The organism is Pseudomonas sp. SLBN-26 (assembly GCF_006715895.1).
GTDB classification, from domain to species: Bacteria; Pseudomonadota; Gammaproteobacteria; order Pseudomonadales; family Pseudomonadaceae; genus Metapseudomonas; species Metapseudomonas otitidis.
Window position 1 is genome coordinate 373,790 of record NZ_VFOB01000001.1, and the last position, 19,203, is coordinate 392,992.

Genomic DNA, 19,203 nt, shown 5'->3' on the forward strand with positions numbered 1-19,203 from the left:
GGGCGGGGCTTATTCGCCGAGCTGGGTTACGCCACCCGCCTCAAGGTTTTCTTCTTCGAAGAGACGCCAGTCCTGGCCGTCTTCCTGGCCGATCAGTTCAACGAAGCGGCGGCCGCCAATGTTGTCTTCCAGGTGTCCGGCGTAGAGGCCGGGTGCCTTGGGTTGGAGCACGACGCGGCGATCCTTCTCGGGCTGGGTAGGGGAGAGGAGGCTGAGCACCAGGTGCTGGGGCTGGCTCTTGCCGTCGAGGCGGACCTCGACCTCGCCGCTGTCATTGTCGAAGCGAACCTCGGCACGCATGCCCAGGCTTTGGGCCAGGTTCTCGCGCTCCAGGGAGGTGTTGATGCCCTTGCCGACCTCGTAGTAGTTGTCTGCCACCAGGCTCGGCGGGTTCTTGATGGCGACTACCAGCATGGTGGTCCCCAGCACCACGGAGGTGCCGAGGATGCCGAGGATGAACCACGGCCAGGGTTGCTTGTACCAGGGGCTTGGGGCTTCGGACTGCATGGTATTCCCGTTCTAGCGGACGCTGGGGCCGATGAAGCGGCTGTCGGCGTCGTTCTCGATGCTGGCGTCATCCACCGCGCGGACGCGGAAGACAATGGTGTTGGTGCTGGACGGCAGCTTGTCCGGGTCGATGGACAGTTCCACCGGTACGGACAGGACTTCGCCTGCCTCGGCACGCACCTCGCGCTTGCCCTCGTAGACCAGGCCATCCAGGCCGTCGGCTTCGAGTACGAAGTCGATGTCCTTCTGGGCCTTGTTCATGATCTTCAGGGTGTAGACGTTCTCGATGCGGCCTTGCTCGTTTTCGCGATAGAGCACCCGGTCCTTGATGACGTCCAGTTCCACCAGGGAACGGGCGCTGACGGCATAGCCGAACAGGCTGATCATCGCGACGAGGGCGGCAGCGTAACCGATCAGGCGGGGGCGCAGTAGGTGCGTCTGCTGGCCGTTCAGGTTGTGTTCAGTGGTGTAGCTGATCAGCCCCTTGGGATAGTTCATCTTCTCCATGATGCTGTCGCAGGCGTCGATGCAGGCGGCGCAGCCGATGCACTCGATCTGCAGGCCGTCACGGATGTCGATGCCGGTGGGGCAGACCTGCACGCACATGGTGCAGTCGATGCAGTCGCCCAGGCCCTGGGCCTTGTAGTCGACGTTCTTCTTGCGCGGACCGCGGGATTCGCCGCGACGCGGGTCGTAGGAAACGATCAGGGTGTCCTTGTCGAACATCACGCTCTGGAAGCGGGCGTAGGGGCACATGTAGATGCACACCTGCTCGCGCAACCACCCGGCGTTGCCGTAGGTGGCCAGGGTGAAGAAGCCGACCCAGAAGTAGGCCCAGCCGTCCGCGTTGCCGGTGAAGAGGTCGGTCACCAGGTCGCGGATGGGGGTGAAGTAGCCGACGAAGGTCAGGCCAGTGACGAAGCCGATCAGCAGCCAGAGGCTGTGCTTGGCCGACTTGCGCAGGAATTTGTTGGCGCTGGCGGGGGCCTTGTCGAGCTTCATGCGCTGGTTGCGGTCACCCTCGGTGACTTTCTCGCACCACATGAAGATCCAGGTCCACACGCTCTGCGGGCAGGTGTAGCCGCACCAGACACGGCCGGCGAACACGGTGATGAAGAACAGGCCAAAGGCGCAGATGATCAGCAGCCAGGACAGGAGGACGAAGTCCTGGGGCCAGAAGGTGGCGCCGAAGATGTAGAACTTGCGTTCCGGCAGGTTCCACCAGACGGCCTGTCGGTCGTTCCAGGTCAGCCAGACGGTGCCGAAGTAGAGCAGGAAGAGGAAGGCGCCCCCTGCCATTCGCAGGTTGCGGAAGAGGCCGGTGAAGGCTCGGGTGTAGATCTTTTCGCGGCTGGCGTAGAGGTCGGTGCTTTGACCGCCTTTTGCCGGGGGAGGGGTAATGTTCTGGACGGGGATCTGTTCGCTCATCTATCTCGTACCACGGCTGTTTGGCTTGCCCCGATCAGTGCTTGCCGAACGGGATCTTAGTGCCACATCACATATGGTACGCCTGATAGCTGCCCGCCATGTGCGACAGTGCGTCGCGCATGGCGGGCATAGGTACTGCTTATTTGCCTTCGGCTTCGGTCGCACCCTTGTGGGAGAGACTGTACACGTAGGCGGCCAGCAGGTGGACCTTGTCGTTACCCAAGTGTTCTTCCTGCGCCGGCATCATGCCCTGGCGACCATAGCGGATGGTCTGCTGCAGTTGGGCAAAGCTGCTGCCGTAGATGAACGCGTTGGGGTGGGTCAGGTTCGGAGCGCCCATGGCCGGGGTGCCCTTGCCTTCCGGACCGTGGCAGGCCACGCAGTTGGCAGCAAAGATGGCTTTGCCGTTTTCCGGGTTGGCGTTGGCGTCCTTCGGCAGGTCGCGACCATCCAGGGTCTGGCGCACAAAGGCGGCGACGTCACGAACGCCTTGCTCACCGATCACTTCGCCCCAGGCCGGCATCACGCCGTGACGGCCGCCGAGGATGGTGGTCTTGATGGTCTCGGGCTCACCACCCCAGCGCCAGTCGGCGTCGGTCAGGTTCGGGAAGCCGTAGGAGCCCTTGGCGTCGGAGCCGTGGCACACCGAGCAGTTGGAGGCAAAGAGACGACCACCCATTTTCAGGGCTTTCTCGTCCTTGGCCACTTCCTCGATGGGCATGGCGGCGTATTTCTTGAACAGCGGGCCGTATTGCTGATCGGCCTTGTCCATTTCCTTTTCCCACTGGTGGACACCGGTCCAGCCGCTTTCGCCGTTGGCGAAGGGCTTGCCTTCGGCCACTTCGTTGTAGCCGGGGAAGATGCCTTTCCAGTTGCCCATGCCCGGGTACAGAACCAGGTAGCCGACGGCGAACACGAGGGTGCCGACGAACAGCATGAACCACCACTTGGGCAGCGGGTTGTCGTATTCCTCGATGCCGTCGAAGGCATGGCCGAGGGTTTCTTCGGTGGTTTCCTGGCGCTGGCCCTTGCGGGTGGCAAAGATCAGCACCGCCAGTGCCACCAGGGTGGCGCTGGTCAGGAGGGTTACGTACCAACTCCAGAACGTGGTCATTCGCTCTTACTCCTAGAAGCTTCGTCGTCGCGCTTGGTGTCCGCCGGCTTGTCATCAGCGAAGGGCAGGTTGGCAGCTTCGTCGAAGCTGCTCTTGCGCTTGCCGTTGTAGGCCCAGAGGACGACGCCGATGAAGGCGACGAACACCAGGATGGTTCCCAGCCCGCGGAGAGTCTGGATATCCATCGTGCTTACCGTTTGTTCTTGATCGAGGTGCCCAGACCCTGAAGGAACGCCACCAGTGCGTCCATCTCGGTCTTGCCCTTGACCGCGTCACGTGCGCCGGCGATGTCATCGTCGGTGTAGGGGACGCCGAGGGTACGAAGCGCTTGCATCTTGGCAGCGGTGTCTTTGCCGTCGAGCTTGTTCTCAACCAGCCAGGGGTAGGCAGGCATCTTCGACTCGGGCACCACGTTGCGCGGGTTGTAGAGGTGCGCACGGTGCCAGTCGTCGGAGTAGCGGCCGCCTACGCGGGCCAGGTCCGGGCCGGTCCGCTTGGAGCCCCACAGGAAGGGGTGGTCCCACACGCTTTCACCGGCAACGGAGTAGTGGCCGTAGCGCTCGGTCTCGGCGCGGAAGGGACGGACCATCTGCGAGTGGCAGCCAACGCAGCCTTCGCGGATGTAGATGTCGCGGCCTTCCAGCTCCAGGGCGGTACGCGGCTTCATGCCTTCGACCGGGGTGTTGGTCACGTCCTGGAAGAACAGCGGGACGATCTGCACGAGACCGCCGATGCTAACGGCGATCACCATGAACAGTGCCAGCAGACCGACGTTCTTCTCGACTAATTCGTGTTGCTTCATTAGTGAGCTCCTTGCGGAATCTGGGCAGCCGCATCGTACTCGGCCGGCTTGGCGGCGCGTACGGTACGGAAGGTGTTGTAGGCCATCAGCAGCATGCCGGTCACGAAGAAGGCACCGCCGATCATGCGCACCAGGTAGCCCGGGTGGCTGGCCTCAAGGGCTTCGACGAAGGAGTAGGTGAGGGTGCCGTCTTCGTTGACTGCGCGCCACATCAGACCCTGGGTGATGCCGTTGACCCACATGGAGGCGATGTACAGAACGGTACCGATGGTAGCCAGCCAGAAGTGGGCGTTGATCAGGCCGACGCTGTGCATCTGCTCGCGACCGAATACCTTCGGGATCAGGTGGTAGAGCGAGCCGATGGAAATCATCGCCACCCAGCCGAGGGCACCAGCGTGTACGTGGCCGATGGTCCAGTCGGTGTAGTGGGAGAGGGCGTTGACGGTCTTGATGGCCATCATCGGGCCTTCGAAGGTGGACATGCCGTAGAAGGCCAGGGACACCACCAGGAAGCGCAGGATGGGGTCGGAGCGCAGCTTATGCCAGGCACCCGACAGGCTCATCATGCCGTTGATCATGCCGCCCCAGCTCGGAGCCAGCAGGATCAGGGACATGGCCATACCCAGGGACTGCGCCCAGTCCGGCAGCGCGGTGTAGTGCAGGTGGTGCGGACCGGCCCAGATGTACAGGGTGATCAGCGCCCAGAAGTGCACGATGGACAGGCGGTAGGAGTAGATCGGACGCTCGGCCTGCTTCGGAACGAAGTAGTACATCATCCCCAGGAAGCCGGTAGTCAGGAAGAAGCCCACGGCGTTGTGGCCGTACCACCACTGGATCATGGCGTCGGTTGCACCGGCATACAGCGAGTAGGACTTGGTCAGGGTGACCGGGATTTCCATGCTGTTGACGATGTGCAGCATCGCGGTAACCAGGATGAAGGCCCCGAAGAACCAGTTACCGACATAGATGTGCTTGGTCTTGCGCTTGATCACGGTGCCGAAGAACACGAGCGCGTAGGTGATCCAGACCACCGCCAGCAGGATGTCGATCGGCCATTCCAGCTCGGCGTACTCCTTGGAGGAGGTGTAGCCCAGCGGCAGGGTGATGACCGCCAGCACGATCACCGCTTGCCAACCCCAGAAGGTGAACGCGGCGAGAGTGTCGGAGATCAGGCGAGTCTGGCAGGTGCGCTGTACCACGTAGTAGGACGTGGCGAACAGGGCGCAACCACCGAAGGCGAAGATCACCGCGTTGGTATGCAAGGGACGCAGACGGCCGAAGCTGGTCCACGGAAGGTTCAGGTTGAGTTCCGGCCACACGAGTTGTGCGGCAATGAACACGCCTAGACCCATCCCAATGACCCCCCAGATCACCGTCATAATGGCGAACTGGCGGACCACCTTATAGTTATAAGCAGTCTGACTGATTGCTGTGCTCATGCTAGGGGTTCCACGGTTAATGGAGTTTTTCGGGACAAAAAAGCGGCGGCAAGTATGGAGAAAGAGGGTATGCAATGCAACGACACATGCCGTCACAAACCCGCTTTCCAAGCCCTCTGGAAAGGGTTTCCAACCTGTTTGCCAGGTGTCCCGACCGTGGTTTCCCAGTGATCGGTTCCAGTGCTTTCGAGAGGGGAAAGTCGCCTCGTGGTTATGCCGGGCGGCGACTACGGACCATATTAGTGCAAGGTCCAACTCGCGAAAGGCTACTGGTCGGAACGGGTGCGACATCGCGTCGCACTATATATAAGGAGGGGTGGACACCTCCCTGTGTCCGGTTTGCCCTTCTTGCGTCGGGCTGCCTTTGCGCGGCTTCCGTCAGGCGCCTTTCGGGCCGGGCGGGGTGGCGACGCCTCCTTGCGTCGCCGGTCTCGGGTTACTCCGCTGCGACTTTGTCGCCGCCCTTGCGGGACAGGCTGTACACGTAGGCGGCCAGGATGTGGACCTTGTCCTGACCCAGGTACTGGTCCTGGGCGGGCATCTGGCCGTTACGACCGTAACGGATGGTCTGTTGCAGTTGGGCCAGGCTGGAGCCGTAGATCCAGGCGGCGGGCTTGGTCAGGTCCGGAGCGCCCATGGCCGGGGTGCCATGGCCTTCGGGGCCGTGGCAGGCCACGCAGGTGCTGGCGAACAGGGCCTTGCCGGCGGCCACGTCGGCCTTGGCGTCTTCCGGCAGCTTCAGGCCGGCCAGGTCCTGGCGGACATAGGCGGCCACGTTCTTGACGCCATCCTCACCGAGTACCTCGCCCCAGGCCGGCATGGCAGCCATGCGACCGTGGAGGATGGTGGTCTTGATGGTTTCGGCGTCGCCGCCCCAGCGCCAGCTGTCGTCGGCCAGGTTCGGGAAGCCGACGGCGCCCTTGGCGTCCGAGCCGTGGCAGATGGAGCAGTAGGTGGCGAACAGGCGGCCGCCCATCTTCAGGGCCTGCGGATCCTGGGCAACAGCTTCGACCGGCATGGCCGAATACTTGGCGAAGATCGGGCCGTACATCGCGTTGGCCTTGTCCACTTCGCGCTGCCATTGCTTGTCCTGGGTCCAGCCGTCGTCATAGCCCGGCAGCACGCCCTTCCAGTTGCCCAGGCCCGGGTAGAGCGCCAGGTAGCCGAAGGTGAAGATGATGGTGCCGACGAACAGCATGAACCACCACTTGGGCAGCGGGTTGTCGTACTCCTCGATGCCGTCGAAGCTGTGGCCCATGGTCTTGTCGACCGTGCCCTTGGCTTCGCCCTTGCGGGTGGCGAAAACCAGCCAGAGCAGCGCCACCAGGGTGAACAGGGTGAGCAGGGAGATGTACCAGCTCCAGAAAGTGCTCATTCGAATGTGCTCCTAGAATCATTCCGGTCTTGCGGGCTTGGCAGGTCGTCGCCGAAGGGCAGCAGGGCGGCCTGGTCGAAATCGGCCTTGCGGCGCCCGCTGTAGGCCCAGCAGATAACCCCGATCATCGCGACCAGCACCATCAGGGTGCCCAGGCCGCGAAGCGTTCCGATGTCCATGCCTTACCTCTTGTTCTTCAGGCTGGTGCCGAGCACCTGCAGGTAGGCCACCAGGGCGTCCATCTCGGTCTTGCCCTTCACGGCATCGGAGGCACCGGCGATGTCTTCTGCGGTGTAGGGAACGCCCAGCGTGCGCATGGCCGAGAGCTTGGCGGCGGTGTCCTTGCCGTCCAGGGTGTGCTCGACCAGCCAGGGGTAGGCGGGCATCTTCGACTCGGGCACCACGTTGCGCGGGTTGTACAGGTGCGCACGGTGCCAGTCGTCGGAGTAGCGGCCGCCTACGCGGGCCAGGTCCGGGCCGGTCCGCTTGGAGCCCCACAGGAAGGGGTGGTCCCACACGCTTTCACCGGCAACGGAGTAGTGGCCGTAGCGCTCGGTCTCGGCGCGGAAGGGGCGAACCATCTGCGAGTGGCAGCCGACGCAGCCTTCGCGGATGTAGATGTCGCGGCCTTCCAGCTGCAGGGCGGTGTAGGGCTTCATGCCTTCGACCGGGGTGTTGGTCACGTCCTGGAAGAACAGCGGGACGATCTGAACCAGGCCGCCGATGCTGACGGCCAGGATCATGAACAACGCCATCAGGCCGACGTTCTTCTCGATGACTTCATGCTTTTTCATCTATCGGCTCCTCAGGCGATCTGGGCGATGGCGTCGTACTCGGCCGGCTTGGCGGCCTTGACGGTGCGGTAGGTGTTGTAGGCCATCAGCAGCATGCCGGAGAGGAAGATCGCGCCGCCGATCATGCGCACCACGAAGCCGGGGTGGCTGGCTTCCAGCGCTTCGACGAAGGAGTAGGTGAGGGTGCCGTCTTCGTTGACTGCACGCCACATCAGGCCCTGGGCGATGCCGTTGACCCACATCGAGGCGATGTAGAGCACGGTGCCGATGGTGGCCAGCCAGAAGTGCGCGTTGATCAGGCCGACGCTGTGCATCTGCTCGCGACCGAACACCTTCGGGATCAGGTGGTACAGGGAGCCGATGGACACCATGGCAACCCAGCCGAGGGCACCGGCGTGTACGTGGCCGATGGTCCAGTCGGTGTAGTGGGAGAGGGCGTTGACGGTCTTGATGGCCATCATCGGGCCTTCGAAGGTGGACATGCCGTAGAAGGCCAGGGACACCACCAGGAAGCGCAGGATCGGATCGTCGCGCAGCTTATGCCAGGCGCCCGACAGGGTCATCATGCCGTTGATCATGCCGCCCCAGCTCGGAGCCAGCAGGATCAGGGACATCACCATGCCCAGGGACTGCGCCCAGTCCGGCAGCGCGGTGTAGTGCAGGTGGTGCGGGCCGGCCCAGATGTAGACGGCGATCAGCGCCCAGAAGTGCACGATGGACAGGCGATAGGAATAGACCGGACGGCCTGCCTGCTTCGGCACGAAGTAGTACATCATCCCCAGGAAGCCGGCGGTCAGGAAGAAGCCCACCGCGTTGTGGCCGTACCACCACTGGATCATGGCGTCGGTCGCACCGGCATACAGCGAGTAGGACTTGGTCAGGGTGACCGGGATTTCCAGGTTGTTGACGATGTGCAGAATGGCCACGGTCAGGATGAACCCGCCGAAGAACCAGTTGCCCACGTAGATGTGCTTGGTGCGGCGCTTCATCACGGTGCCGAAGAACACCATGGCGTAGGCCACCCAGACGACGGTGATGAGCAGGTCGATCGGCCATTCCAGCTCGGCGTATTCTTTCGAGCTGGTCCAGCCCATCGGCAGGCTGATCGCGGCGAGCACGATCACCAGTTGCCAACCCCAGAAGGTGAAGGCCGCGAGGCCATCGGACACCAGGCGGGTCTGGCAGGTACGCTGGACGGCGTAGTAAGAGGTCGCGAACAGCGCGCAGCCACCGAAGGCGAAGATCACCGCGTTGGTGTGCAGCGGGCGCAAGCGGCCAAAGCTGGTCCAGGGAAGGTTGAAATTGAGCTCCGGCCAGGCCAGCTGAGCGGCAATGAGAACGCCGAGCCCCATCCCGACGATTCCCCAGACCACCGTCATGATGGCGAACTGGCGGACCACCTTGTAGTTGTAGGCGGTACTGACTTCTGTGTTCATGTGCTTGGGCTTCCGTACACGGTTTTTTAGGAATTGCCGCGAAAGCATGGTTAAACACCTGTTTTGCCCCATTGATCTGGATCAACAGCCAACAGCTAGCGGAGAAGTCCGAATGTTCGTGTGGGAGAGGCCTTCAGGCCTGGTCGACATCACCCTGGTACTGGCCCACGGCGCAGGCGCGCCGATGGACAGTCCGTTCATGGATGAAATGGCGCGGAGGCTTGCACAGAGCGGCATTGCGACCGTGCGCTTCGAGTTTCCCTACATGGCCGCGAGGCGCGAAGACGGGCGTCGCCGTCCCCCCAATCCGCAGGCCGTATTGCTCGATTGCTGGCGGGATGTGCATGCCCAGGTGCGACAGCAGGTCACGGGGCAATTGGCCATCGGTGGCAAGTCCATGGGCGGGAGGATGGCCAGTCTGCTGGCCGATGAGCTGAAGGCCGACGCCCTGGTCTGCCTCGGTTATCCCTTCTACGCCGCCGGCAAACCCGAGAAGCCCCGGGTGGCGCACCTGGCGGATCTGCGCACCCGCACCCTCATCGTCCAGGGCGAGCGGGATGCCCTCGGCGACCGCGAAACCGTCGCCGGCTACTGCCTCTCCGACGCCATCCAGCTGCACTGGCTGGAAGCCGCGGACCATGACCTGAAGCCCCTCAAGGCGTCCGGCCACACCCACGCCGAGCACCTCCAGACTGCCGCCGAGCAGATCGCCCGCTTCCTCAAAGGGTGAGCGGAGGAGGGCGGGTCAGCGGCGCAGCAGGTCCAATGCGCCGCCGCCTTCCTTCACCGTCTGCAGGATGATTTCCGAACGGATGTCGGTCACCCCGTGGGCCCGGTTCAGGCGCGTGACGATGAAGTCGGAGAACTGCTTCAGGTTGCGCGCCTGCACCCGCAGCACGTAGTTGCTCGCCCCGGTCACGATGTAGGCGCTGACCACCTCCGGCCAGCCCTGCAGCTGCTCCACGAAGCGCTCGTGCCAGTCCGCCTCGTCCTGGCGCATGGACACATGCACCAGCGCCTCCAGCTCAACCCCCAGGCGCTCCGCGTCCAGCACCGGTCGATACCCCCGCACGATGCCGCTGTCCTCCAGGTTGCGCAGGCGCCGCAGGCAGGCCGACGGAGACAGCGAAACCCGTTCCGCCAGTTCCTGGTTGCTGATCCGGCCGTCGTGCTGCAGGCAATGGAGGATGCGGATATCGGTGCTGTCCAGGGTCATGAGAATAAAATTTCAGGAAAATGGAGTTTCATAGAATTTACTGCGACTGGATGACGCAAGCGTCGCAAAGATAGCACGATAATTCGAAGGCCTTTGCAGCATGATTTTTTCGCCCAACGAGGAGAAGACCATGCGCAATGAGCCGTTGCTGTGGGACATCAGCCCACCCCTGAACAGCCAGACTCCCACCTGGCCTGGCGACACCCCCTTCCAGCAGCACGCCACCTGGCAGATCGACGCGCACTGCCCGGTCAACGTCGGGCGCATCGCTCTCTCGCCCCACACCGGCGCCCACGCCGACGCCCCGCTGCACTACGACCCGGCCGGCGCCGCCATCGGCGCCGTCTCGCTCGCGCCCTACCTCGGGCCCTGCCGCGTGATCCATTGCCTGGAGGCCGAGGGCCTCGTCGAACCCCATCACCTTCGGCCTCACCTCGCCGGCGTCCCGCCCCGGGTGCTGATCCGCACCTGCCTGACCGCCCCACAGGACCGCTGGCCCGACACCTTCACCGCCATCGCCGCCGACGCCATCGCGCTGCTCGCCGCCCATGGCGTCTGCCTGGTGGGTACCGACACCCCGTCCCTCGACCCCCAGCACAGCAAGACCCTCGACGCCCACCACGCCGTTGCCGCCCACGGCATGGCGATCCTCGAAGGCCTGGTGCTCGACGAGGTACCCCAGGGTGATTACGAACTCATCGCCCTGCCGCTCAAGTTCACCCATCTCGATGCCAGCCCGGTCCGTGCCGTGCTGCGTCGCCTGTCGACCTAGGAGCCGACCATGACAACAAGACAAGCCTGCCTCGACCTCGACGCCCGCGATGCCCTCGCGCCCCTGCGCGACGCCTTCGCCCTGCCCGAAGGGGTCATCTACCTCGACGGCAACTCCCTCGGCGCGCGCCCCAAGGCCGCCCTCGAACGGGCCCGGCAAGTGGTAGAGGACGAATGGGGCACTGGCCTGATCGGCAGCTGGAACGAAGCCGGCTGGCGTGGCCTGCCCGAGCGCCTGGGCAACCAGCTCGCCGGCCTCATCGGCGCCGGCCAGGACGAAGTGGTGATCACCGACACCACCTCCATCAACCTCTTCAAGGTGCTGGTCGCCGCCCTGCGCGTGCAGGCCCAGCGCGACCCCGCTCGCAAGGTCATCGTCACCGAGAGCAGCAACTTCCCCACCGACATCTACATGGTCGAAGGCCTCGCCGACCTGCTCCAGCAGGGCTACAGCCTGCGCCTGGTGGACACCCCCGAGGAGCTGCCCGCCGCCATCGGCAGCGACACCGCCGTCGCCCTCATCACCCAGGTCAACTACAAGACCGGCTACCTGCACGACATGCAGGCCCTCACCGCCCTGGCCCACGAATGCGGCGCGCTGACCATCTGGGACCTCTGCCACTCCGCCGGCGCCGTGCCCATCGACCTCACCGCCGCCAAGGCCGACTACGCCATCGGTTGTACCTACAAGTACCTCAACGGCGGCCCCGGCTCCCCGGCCTTCGTCTGGGTCGCCCCCGCCCTGCGCGAGCTGGTCTGGCAACCGCTGTCCGGCTGGTGGGGCCACGCCCGCCAGTTCGGCATGGAGCCCGCCTACGAGCCGGCACCCGGCATCGGCCGCTACCTCTGCGGCACCCAGCCGATCACCTCCCTGGCCATGATCGAGAGCGGTCTCGAGGTCTACGCCCGCACCAGCATGGAGGCCCTGCGGGAGAAGTCCCTGGCCCTCACCGACCTGTTCATCGAGCGCGTGCAGGCCCGTTGCGGCCAGCACCCGCTCACCCTGGTCACCCCCCTGGAGCACGCCCGCCGTGGCAGCCACGTCAGCTACGAGCACCCCGAGGGCTACGCCATCATCCAGGCGCTGATCGACCGGGGCGTGGTCGGCGACTACCGCGAGCCGCGCATCATGCGCTTCGGCTTCACCCCCCTCTACACCCGCTTTGTCGACGTCTGGGACGCCGCCGAAACCCTGGGCGAGATCCTCGACAGCGAGGCCTGGCGCCAGGAGCGCTTCATGGCCCGCAAGCAGGTGACCTGACCCCAAGCACTCGGCGCCCACCCGGGCGCCTCCACCTCTCACCCATAACCACAACAAGAGGTCGATGAGATGAACACCCCGCGATTGGCCCGCGCCGCCTTGCTCCTGAGCGGCATCGCCGCCACCCCGCTGATGGCCGCCGACAGCCCCGAAGGCTTCCTCGAAGGCAGCCGCCTGCAGCTCAACCAGCGCAACTTCTACTTCCACCGCAACCTGCTCAACAACCCGGGCGGGCAGAACTACCGCGAGGAGTGGGCCCACGGCTTCACCCTCGACTACCAGTCCGGCTACACCCAGGGCACCGTCGGCTTCGGCCTGGACGCCTACGCCAACCTCGGCCTCAAGCTCGACAGCAACCGCGCCCGCACCGGCACCGACCTGCTGCCGATCGACTCCCGGGGCCGCCCCGAAGACAGCCAGGCCGAAATCGGCGGCGCCCTCAAGCTGCGCGTCTCCCGCACCGAGCTGAAGTACGGCAGCCAGGCCCCCATGAACCCCGTGTTCGGCACCGGCAACGCCCGCTTGTTCGCCCCCATGCCCATCGGCTTCTCCCTCGGCAGCCGCGAGGTGGAGAACCTGCTGCTGGAGGCCGGGCATTTCACCGCCGGCAACGACGGCAACTCCACCAACCGCGACGGCGCCCTCAAGGCCCTGTTCGCCCAGGTGGAAACCCGCCGCGCCGACTACCTCGGCGGCCAGTGGACCCCCAGCGACGCGACCCACCTGTCCGCCTACGCCTCGCGCTATGAGGACATCTGGCGCCAGTACTACCTCGGCGCCGGCCAGCGCCTCGACCTGGCCGACCAGCAGTCCCTGACGCTCGACGCCAGCTTCTACCGCACCCTCGACCAGGGCCGCAGCCTGGCCGGCCGCATCGACACCACCGCCTGGTCCGCCTCCGCCCGCTACCGCTTCGGCGCCCACGCCCTGACCCTGGCGCACCAGCGGGTGAACGGCGACCAGCCCTTCGACTACCTCGGCTTCGACCGCCAGCCCGGCACCTCCATCTACCTCGCCAACTCCGTGCAGGTCCTCGACTTCAACGCCCCCAACGAGCGCTCCTGGCAAGTGCGCTACGACCTCGACTTCGCCCCCTTCGGCGTGCCCGGGCTCAGCTTCATGAGCCGCTACATCCGGGGCGACCACATCGACGACAGCCACCGCAGCAGCCCCAGCGCCTACCAGCGCTACGGCGAGGCCGGCAAGCGCTGGGAGCGGGACATCGAACTCGGCTACGTCGTCCAGGGTGGCAGCGCCAAGGACCTCTCCATCCGCCTGCGCCAGGCCAGCATCCGCTCCACCGCCCAGGTCGGCCGGGCCGACACCGCCGACAACAACGAACTGCGGGTGATCATCGACTACCCGCTGCAACTGCTCTGACGCCCCGCATAACGACAACACCGAGGCACACGATGAACGACAAGACAGGATTCGCCGCCATCACCGCGCGCGAGCAGGGGCTCAAGCGCCAGCTCACCTCCGGCCAGATGGCCATGATCGCCATTGGCGGTGCCATCGGCACCGGCCTGTTCATGGGCAGCAGCTTCGCCATCGGCTTCGCCGGCCCCGGCGTGCTGGTCAGCTACGCCATCGGCGCCCTGATCGCCCTGCTGCTCATGGGCTGCCTGGCCGAAATGACCGTCGCCCACCCCACCTCCGGCTCCTTTGGCGCCTACGCCGAGTTCTACATCAGCCCCCTGGCCGGCTTCCTGGTGCGCTACGCCTACTGGGCCGCCATCGTCCTGGCGGTCGGCACCGAAGTGACCGCCATCGCCGTGTACATGAAGTACTGGTTCCCCGCCGTTGCCGGCTGGGTCTGGATCCTGCTGTTCTCCGCCGCCCTGGTGGTCACCAACGCCATCAGCGTCAAGGCGTTCGGCCACTTCGAATACGGCTTCTCGGCGATCAAGATCGGCGCCATCGTCGCCTTCATCCTGCTCGGCGCCTGGCTGGTGTTCGGCGGCGGCGACCCCGCCTACGGCTTCCACCACTACGTCGCCCACGGCGGCTTCATGCCCCACGGCGTCTCCGGCGTGTGGATCGCCGTGATCATTTCCATCTTCAGCTACCTCAGCATCGAGATGATCGCCGTCGCCGCCGGCGAAGCCGAGCAGCCGGAGGTGGCCGTCAAGCGCGCCTTCCGCGTCACCATGGCGCGCCTGCTGGTGTTCTACATCCTCACCCTCGCGCTGATCCTCGCCCTGGTGCCGTGGAACCAGTCGGGGCAGGGCGCCCAGAGCCCCTTCGTGATGGTGATGGAGCAGGTGGGCATCCCCGGCGCCACCGGGCTGATCAACTTCGTCATCCTCGTCGCCGCCCTGTCGGCCATGAACAGCCAGCTCTACACCACCACCCGGATGATGTTCAGCCTTGCCCGTGCCGGCCACGCCCCGCGCCTCATGGGGCGCCTCGGCAGCAACGGCGTCCCGCTCAACGCCCTGGCTCTGTCCTGCACCGGCATCGCCCTGGCCACCCTGGTCAACCTGGTGTTCCCCGAGGAGTCCTTCATGCTGATGATGGCCATCTCCATCTTCGGCGCGCTGTTCGCCTGGATGATGATCTTCCTCACCCACTATCGCTTCCGCCGCTACCACGCGCGCAACGGCGGCCTGCAGCTGTCCTTCCGCATGTGGGGCTTCCCCTGGGCTACCCTGCTGGGCTTCGGGCTGATGGTGGCCATCCTCATCACCACCGCCTTCGTCCCGGCCTTCCACATGACCCTGGTGTTCGGCATCCCCTTCCTGCTCGTGCTCTGGGGCGCCTTCCGCCTGCTCATGCGGCGTGCCAGCCTGCTGGTGGAGGCCGAGCAGGCGCCGGTGGGGGAGAGCTGACACCGCTGCAATCCACCTGGAAAAAGACACGCTTCGGCGTGTCTTTTTCGTTGCGGTGTCGAAGCACACGCGCCTCCATCTGCGAACCCATCGACAGGAACTCATCCCAGGGATTGACCTGGCCCGCGCGCCGTCGATGATGGCGCCCTGGGCACGCCCATCCGCAGGCAGGGAAGCCGCCTCGCCGGGCGTAGAGGATGACCCATACAAGGAGGTCGGTAACATGCAGGGCATGGCATTGATCGGGATGCTGCTGGTGGGCACGCTGCCCGCGCTGCTCCCCGGGCGACGAGCGTTTCTGGTGGCCCTGGCCGGGGTGGCCGTGCTCTACGGGGCGCAAGTCGCCTGGTTCTTCTGGGCCGTGGAGCGGGATGCGACCGAGGGGCCCGCCTTCATGGCCGGTATCGCCATCCTGGGCGTCGAGCAGGTGCTCGTCGTTGCCTCGATCATCGGGCGGCTCATCGCCCACTTCCTGGCCCGCCGACTGGGCCGGTACGCGCGGGCCGGCCTGATCTGCGGGCTTGCCCTGCTGGCGGCCAGCCTCTGCGCCTTTTCGCTGAGCGATTACGCCTCGCCCATGCTCATGGGCGCTGCAGCGCCGTTCGTCTGGTTCTGCCTGGCCTTGGTGCTGGCGCCTCGCCCAGATCGGGGCCTGTCATTCGCCTGACCCGAACGTGCGGGAGGCTTCAGGTGGGGGCTTTGCGGCCCTCGACCCTCTGCCTTGTGCATTTATCAAGCGCAGCGGCATTTGGGTCGCTAAGGATTTCCCTACAGAAAATCGGGAAGTGCCGATAACCATTGAGTCCGGATCACAGGAAGATGAAGCGGAACTGAAGGCAACCCCAAGCCGATGGGCTCGTTGTTGCATCAGCCTCTCATTCCGTTTGGCTTGGCTACTCTGAGGAAGGCCGCTCCGGCTACCGGACGACCACTGCGGGCAGTAAGGGCAAAACGTTTCGACCCCATACCGCGAGGAGCTCATCATGCTGTTCAGAAAGAGCCGAGTCAGCCCTGACATCAAGACCCCCCAGGACGAAGAAAACCTCCAGCGGCTGCGCGCCATCGAGGACAACGTCGCGTCCATCTCCTTCACCCCCCGGGGCGACATCATCACCGCCAACCCCCTGTTCCTCCAGGTGGTCGGCTACACCGAGCAGGAGATCGTCGGCAAGCACCACCGCCTCTTCTGCGAGGACAGCTTCCGCAACTCCAGCGCCTACGAACGTTTCTGGACCTCTCTCGCCAACGGCATCTCCCAGCGCGGCGTGTTCAAGCGCATCGCCAAGAACGGTGCGGTGATCTGGCTGGAGGCGACCTACTTCCCGGTCAAGGACGCCTCCGGCCGCGTGGTGGAGGTGCTGAAGATCGCCAGTGACGTCACCAAGGAGCACTCCGACCTGCTGGTGCTCGGTGCGCTGAGCGACGCGCTCCGCCGCTCCATGGCCATGATCGAGTTCACCCCCGATGGCGAGATCATCGACGCCAACGACAATTTCCTGCGCCTGATGGGCTACGGCCTCGGCAGCCTCAAGGGTCGCCACCACCGCATGCTCTGCCTCGACGAGTTCTACAGGGAGAACCCCGACTTCTGGGCCAACCTCAAGGCCGGCAACTTCTACCGTGGCCACTTCGAGCGCAAGACCGCCTCCGGCAGCACCGTGCACATCGAGGCCAGCTACAACCCGGTGAAGGACGAGTCCGGCACCGTGTTCAAGGTGGTCAAGTTCGCCATCGACGTCACCGAACAGGTGCGCCGCAACGAAGAGGTCCGGCGTGCTGCCGAACTGTCCTTCGCCACCGCCGAGGAGACCGCGCAGATCTCCAACCGGGGCATGGATTCGCTCGACCAGTCGGTGGCGATCTCCGCCACCACCCTGACCATGGTGAACACCGCCGTGGACCTCATCTCCAAGCTGAGCCTGCAGGCCAAGGACATCGAGAATATCGTCACCACCATCCAGGGCGTCGCCGAGCAGACCAACCTGCTGGCCCTCAATGCCGCCATCGAAGCGGCGCGGGCAGGGGACATGGGGCGCGGCTTCGCCGTGGTGGCCGATGAAGTGCGGCAACTGGCCGGGCGCACCAGCGGCGCCACCATCGAGATCAAGAGCGTGGTCACCGAGAACGTGAAGATGACCCAGCAGATCGACGACTACATGAAGAAGATCGAGGCCAGCGCCAAGGACAACAACGCGCAGATCTCCACCGTCGCCTCCATCATGGGTGAGATCAGCCGGGGCGCCGAACACGTCGCCAAGGTGGTCTCGGCGCTCTTCAAGTAACCCTGTCGGAAACGCTCTCCAGCGGGCTCGCCGGCTCGCTCTTCATGCGCGGCATCTCGATGCCGTGCTGCTTCACCCGCCGGTACAGGGTCGCCCGGGAGATGCCCAGGGCCCGGGCAGCGGGCAGCGGTTGCCAGCGGTGGCGCACCAGGGCGTCCAGCAGGGCCTGGCGTTCCGGGCTGGCGGGCGTCTCGTCCCGGAGTTCCGGCGCTGCGCCGCGCAGCTCTTCCGGCAGGTCCTGCAGGCGCAGGGTGTCGCCGGGGCAGATGGCGCAGGCATAGCGCAATACATGGCGCAGCTGGCGCACATTGCCCGGCCAGCGATAGCCCAGCAGGCATTCCAGCGCCGACTCGCACAGCCCCAGGCGCAGCCCGCAGCGGGCCGCTTCCTCGTCCAGCAGGCGGTTGATCAGCGCCAGCTTGTCCGTGCGTTCGCGCAGGGGCGGCAGCTCGAAGCTCGCCCCGTTGAGGCGGAAGAACAGGTCCTCGCGGAACTCGCCCGCCGCCACCAGCGCCGCCAGGTCCCGGTGGCTGGCGCAGATCACCTGGATGTCCACCGCCTGCCGGCGTGCCGCGCCCAGCGGCGCCACTTCGCCCTCGGCCAGCACCCGCAGCAGGCGGGTCTGCAGGGCCAGGGGCATGTCACCGATCTCGTCGAGGAACAGCGTGCCGCCATCGGCCTGCTGCAACAGCCCGCGCATGCCCTTGCGCTCCGCCCCGGTGAAGGCGCCGGCCACGTAGCCGAACAGTTCGCTCTCGATCAGGTTCTCCGGGATGGCCGCGCAGTTCAGCGCCACGAAGGGCTTGCCCCGGCGTGCGCTGGCGTCGTGCAGCTGGCGGGCGAACACCTCCTTGCCGGCGCCGGTCTCGCCGTGGATCAGCACCGGCAGGTGGCGGTCCTTCACCCGCACCGCCAGGCGCAGGCTCTCCGCGATGCGTGGGTCCAGTTGCGTGGCATCGCGGCTCGGCAGCGCCACGCTCACCGCCCGGCGCGGCACGCTGAGGCGGATGTGCAGCCCTTGCTCGGGCACATGGCGCGGGTGCTCGTCGGCGGCGGCCCGCAGCAGGTCCAGGTCGAACACCTCGCCGATGTGCTGCGGCAGGCGCCCGTGGCGTTCCAGCAGGTAGTGCCGCGCTGCCGGGTTCAGCGCCTGCAGGCGGCCGTCGGCGTCCCAGGCGAACAGGTAGTCCGGCTGGCTGTCCACGTAGCCGGGGGCTGAATGGGCGCGCAGCACCCAGTGGCCACGGGTGCTGTGCATGAAGAAGGCGTTCTCGATATCGCGGGCGCTCTGCACCGCCATCTGGCGGATCAGGTGCTGGCTGCGGCGGTCGTCCGGCGACTCCACGGCGGACACGTCCAGCACCCCCAGCAACTGGCCCAGGGGGTCGAACACCGGCGCTGCCGAACAGGTCAGGCCGATGAAGGCGGCGCGGAAGTGGTCGCGCTTGTGCACCGTCACCGGCACCCGGTTGGTCAGCACCGCCGCCACCCCGCAGGTGCCTTCCTCGCCCTCCGACCAGCAGGTGCCCAGGTACAGCCCCGCCCGGCGGCACTCGCCACGGATGGTGGCTTCCACGCGGTAGTCGATGGTGCGGCCCTGGGCATCGGTGAGCAGCACGCAGTAGTCGGCATCGCGCACCCGCCCGTGCAGGCGCGAGACCTCCTCGCCGGCGATGCGCAGGAAGCTTTCCGCGCGTTCGCGGCATTCCTTCAGCAGCGTCTCGCTGAGGATGCGCGGCCCCTGCAGCGAGCCCGGGTCCAGGCGGTGCTGGTCCATGGAGCGGCGCCAGGAGTCGAGGATCAGGTCCGGCACTGGTGGTTCGGGCAGGCGTTCGGCGTGGCGCAGCACACGGCTGATGCAGTCCACATGGGCTTTCGAGTTGGCAGGCAGCATGGGGCCTCCACGGCTCGTGTCGTTGTTCTTGTGCCGGTCATTTAAGCGCCGGC

Annotated in this window: 19 protein-coding genes and 1 pseudogene; 8 read left to right on the top strand and 12 right to left on the bottom strand. The window is 65.6% G+C overall.

Annotated elements, in window-relative coordinates; all coding sequences use genetic code 11:
- Window positions 1–9 precede the first annotated feature (9 nt).
- The 10 genes from FBY21_RS01825 to ccoN (FBY21_RS01870) all read right to left on the bottom strand — a co-directional run bounded on the left by FBY21_RS01825 (window position 10) and on the right by ccoN (FBY21_RS01870) (window position 8,895).
- Window positions 10–507 carry a FixH family protein gene (locus FBY21_RS01825; protein ID WP_142008205.1) on the bottom strand — a complete coding sequence of 166 codons (498 nt, stop codon included), beginning with the start codon at window positions 505–507 and terminating at the stop codon, window positions 10–12.
- A gap of 12 nt (window positions 508–519) precedes the next feature.
- Entirely contained in the window at window positions 520–1,935 is a 1,416-nt protein-coding gene (gene ccoG, locus FBY21_RS01830) for a cytochrome c oxidase accessory protein CcoG (RefSeq protein ID WP_074967743.1), read from the bottom strand.
- 139 nt (window positions 1,936–2,074) lie between these two features.
- Complete coding sequence (gene ccoP, locus FBY21_RS01835; RefSeq protein WP_074967745.1) at window positions 2,075–3,049, bottom strand: cytochrome-c oxidase, cbb3-type subunit III; 975 nt, start codon at window positions 3,047–3,049, stop codon at window positions 2,075–2,077.
- Window positions 3,046–3,234 (bottom strand): CcoQ/FixQ family Cbb3-type cytochrome c oxidase assembly chaperone, encoded by a 189-nt coding sequence (locus FBY21_RS01840; protein WP_044400436.1) that lies wholly within the window; start codon window positions 3,232–3,234, stop codon window positions 3,046–3,048. The genes ccoP (FBY21_RS01835) and FBY21_RS01840 overlap by 4 nt, the downstream gene beginning before the upstream one ends.
- A 5-nt stretch (window positions 3,235–3,239) precedes the next feature.
- Complete coding sequence (gene ccoO, locus FBY21_RS01845; protein WP_044400438.1) at window positions 3,240–3,851, bottom strand: cytochrome-c oxidase, cbb3-type subunit II; 612 nt, start codon at window positions 3,849–3,851, stop codon at window positions 3,240–3,242.
- Window positions 3,851–5,290, bottom strand: a complete 1,440-nt coding sequence (gene ccoN, locus FBY21_RS01850) for a cytochrome-c oxidase, cbb3-type subunit I (protein WP_044400440.1) — start codon at window positions 5,288–5,290, stop codon at window positions 3,851–3,853. The genes ccoO (FBY21_RS01845) and ccoN (FBY21_RS01850) overlap by 1 nt, the downstream gene beginning before the upstream one ends.
- A 436-nt stretch (window positions 5,291–5,726) precedes the next feature.
- A complete protein-coding gene (gene ccoP / locus FBY21_RS01855) occupies window positions 5,727–6,665 on the bottom strand; it encodes a cytochrome-c oxidase, cbb3-type subunit III (RefSeq protein ID WP_044400442.1) in 939 nt (312 codons plus the stop codon).
- A complete protein-coding gene (locus tag FBY21_RS01860) occupies window positions 6,662–6,844 on the bottom strand; it encodes a CcoQ/FixQ family Cbb3-type cytochrome c oxidase assembly chaperone (protein ID WP_044400444.1) in 183 nt (60 codons plus the stop codon). The genes ccoP (FBY21_RS01855) and FBY21_RS01860 overlap by 4 nt, the downstream gene beginning before the upstream one ends.
- A 3-nt stretch (window positions 6,845–6,847) precedes the next feature.
- A complete protein-coding gene (ccoO, locus tag FBY21_RS01865) occupies window positions 6,848–7,459 on the bottom strand; it encodes a cytochrome-c oxidase, cbb3-type subunit II (protein ID WP_044400446.1) in 612 nt (203 codons plus the stop codon).
- Window positions 7,460–7,470: 11 nt separating this feature from the next.
- Window positions 7,471–8,895, bottom strand: a complete 1,425-nt coding sequence (ccoN, locus tag FBY21_RS01870; RefSeq protein WP_044400448.1) for a cytochrome-c oxidase, cbb3-type subunit I — start codon at window positions 8,893–8,895, stop codon at window positions 7,471–7,473.
- Between the two features lie 112 nt (window positions 8,896–9,007).
- Here ccoN (FBY21_RS01870) and FBY21_RS01875 point away from each other — a divergent pair, with 112 nt between their 5' ends.
- Window positions 9,008–9,625, top strand: coding sequence for an alpha/beta family hydrolase (locus FBY21_RS01875; RefSeq protein ID WP_142008208.1), 618 nt, complete (start codon window positions 9,008–9,010; stop codon window positions 9,623–9,625).
- 15 nt (window positions 9,626–9,640) lie between these two features.
- Here the strand turns inward: FBY21_RS01875 and FBY21_RS01880 are convergent, their stop codons facing one another.
- Entirely contained in the window at window positions 9,641–10,111 is a 471-nt protein-coding gene (locus FBY21_RS01880; protein ID WP_074967749.1) for an Lrp/AsnC family transcriptional regulator, read from the bottom strand.
- Window positions 10,112–10,241: 130 nt separating this feature from the next.
- Here FBY21_RS01880 and kynB point away from each other — a divergent pair, with 130 nt between their 5' ends.
- The 7 genes and pseudogenes from kynB to FBY21_RS30135 all read left to right on the top strand — a co-directional run bounded on the left by kynB (window position 10,242) and on the right by FBY21_RS30135 (window position 17,256).
- Window positions 10,242–10,883 carry an arylformamidase gene (gene kynB, locus FBY21_RS01885; protein ID WP_142016202.1) on the top strand — a complete coding sequence of 214 codons (642 nt, stop codon included), beginning with the start codon at window positions 10,242–10,244 and terminating at the stop codon, window positions 10,881–10,883.
- A gap of 9 nt (window positions 10,884–10,892) precedes the next feature.
- Entirely contained in the window at window positions 10,893–12,143 is a 1,251-nt protein-coding gene (kynU, locus tag FBY21_RS01890) for a kynureninase (RefSeq protein ID WP_142008210.1), read from the top strand.
- A 69-nt stretch (window positions 12,144–12,212) separates the two neighbouring features.
- Entirely contained in the window at window positions 12,213–13,523 is a 1,311-nt protein-coding gene (locus FBY21_RS01895) for an OprD family porin (RefSeq protein ID WP_142008212.1), read from the top strand.
- 32 nt (window positions 13,524–13,555) lie between these two features.
- Entirely contained in the window at window positions 13,556–14,974 is a 1,419-nt protein-coding gene (locus tag FBY21_RS01900) for an amino acid permease (RefSeq protein ID WP_142008214.1), read from the top strand.
- 223 nt (window positions 14,975–15,197) lie between these two features.
- On the top strand, window positions 15,198–15,641 hold the full coding sequence (locus FBY21_RS01905) for a hypothetical protein (RefSeq protein WP_142008216.1): 444 nt from the start codon (window positions 15,198–15,200) through the stop codon (window positions 15,639–15,641).
- A gap of 316 nt (window positions 15,642–15,957) precedes the next feature.
- Window positions 15,958–16,728, top strand: a pseudogene (locus tag FBY21_RS30130) (PAS domain-containing protein); the annotation flags it as partial.
- 126 nt (window positions 16,729–16,854) lie between these two features.
- A complete protein-coding gene (locus tag FBY21_RS30135; RefSeq protein ID WP_373870829.1) occupies window positions 16,855–17,256 on the top strand; it encodes a methyl-accepting chemotaxis protein in 402 nt (133 codons plus the stop codon).
- On the opposite strand, the gene FBY21_RS01915 is transcribed toward FBY21_RS30135, so the two are convergent.
- A complete protein-coding gene (locus tag FBY21_RS01915; RefSeq protein WP_142008220.1) occupies window positions 17,249–19,150 on the bottom strand; it encodes a sigma-54-dependent Fis family transcriptional regulator in 1,902 nt (633 codons plus the stop codon). The two genes, FBY21_RS30135 and FBY21_RS01915, sit on opposite strands and share 8 nt — an antisense overlap.
- Between the last annotated feature and the right edge of the window lie 53 nt (window positions 19,151–19,203).

Bases quoted from the DNA above. Each gene is read 5' to 3' on its own strand.
- ccoP (WP_074967745.1), bottom strand. From the start codon at position 3,049: ATGACCACGTTCTGGAGTTGGTACGTAACCCTCCTGACCAGCGCCACC.
- kynB (WP_142016202.1), top strand. From the start codon at position 10,242: ATGCGCAATGAGCCGTTGCTGTGGGACATCAGCCCACCCCTGAACAGC.
- FBY21_RS01895 (WP_142008212.1), top strand. From the start codon at position 12,213: ATGAACACCCCGCGATTGGCCCGCGCCGCCTTGCTCCTGAGCGGCATC.
- FBY21_RS01840 (WP_044400436.1), bottom strand. From the start codon at position 3,234: ATGGATATCCAGACTCTCCGCGGGCTGGGAACCATCCTGGTGTTCGTC.
- FBY21_RS01880 (WP_074967749.1), bottom strand. From the start codon at position 10,111: ATGACCCTGGACAGCACCGATATCCGCATCCTCCATTGCCTGCAGCAC.
- FBY21_RS01915 (WP_142008220.1), bottom strand. From the start codon at position 19,150: ATGCTGCCTGCCAACTCGAAAGCCCATGTGGACTGCATCAGCCGTGTG.
- ccoG (WP_074967743.1), bottom strand. From the start codon at position 1,935: ATGAGCGAACAGATCCCCGTCCAGAACATTACCCCTCCCCCGGCAAAA.
- ccoO (WP_044400438.1), bottom strand. From the start codon at position 3,851: ATGAAGCAACACGAATTAGTCGAGAAGAACGTCGGTCTGCTGGCACTG.
- ccoP (WP_044400442.1), bottom strand. From the start codon at position 6,665: ATGAGCACTTTCTGGAGCTGGTACATCTCCCTGCTCACCCTGTTCACC.
- ccoN (WP_044400448.1), bottom strand. From the start codon at position 8,895: ATGAACACAGAAGTCAGTACCGCCTACAACTACAAGGTGGTCCGCCAG.
- FBY21_RS01860 (WP_044400444.1), bottom strand. From the start codon at position 6,844: ATGGACATCGGAACGCTTCGCGGCCTGGGCACCCTGATGGTGCTGGTC.
- FBY21_RS01905 (WP_142008216.1), top strand. From the start codon at position 15,198: ATGCAGGGCATGGCATTGATCGGGATGCTGCTGGTGGGCACGCTGCCC.
- FBY21_RS01900 (WP_142008214.1), top strand. From the start codon at position 13,556: ATGAACGACAAGACAGGATTCGCCGCCATCACCGCGCGCGAGCAGGGG.
- kynU (WP_142008210.1), top strand. From the start codon at position 10,893: ATGACAACAAGACAAGCCTGCCTCGACCTCGACGCCCGCGATGCCCTC.
- FBY21_RS01825 (WP_142008205.1), bottom strand. From the start codon at position 507: ATGCAGTCCGAAGCCCCAAGCCCCTGGTACAAGCAACCCTGGCCGTGG.
- FBY21_RS30135 (WP_373870829.1), top strand. From the start codon at position 16,855: ATGGTGAACACCGCCGTGGACCTCATCTCCAAGCTGAGCCTGCAGGCC.
- ccoN (WP_044400440.1), bottom strand. From the start codon at position 5,290: ATGAGCACAGCAATCAGTCAGACTGCTTATAACTATAAGGTGGTCCGC.
- FBY21_RS01875 (WP_142008208.1), top strand. From the start codon at position 9,008: ATGTTCGTGTGGGAGAGGCCTTCAGGCCTGGTCGACATCACCCTGGTA.
- ccoO (WP_044400446.1), bottom strand. From the start codon at position 7,459: ATGAAAAAGCATGAAGTCATCGAGAAGAACGTCGGCCTGATGGCGTTG.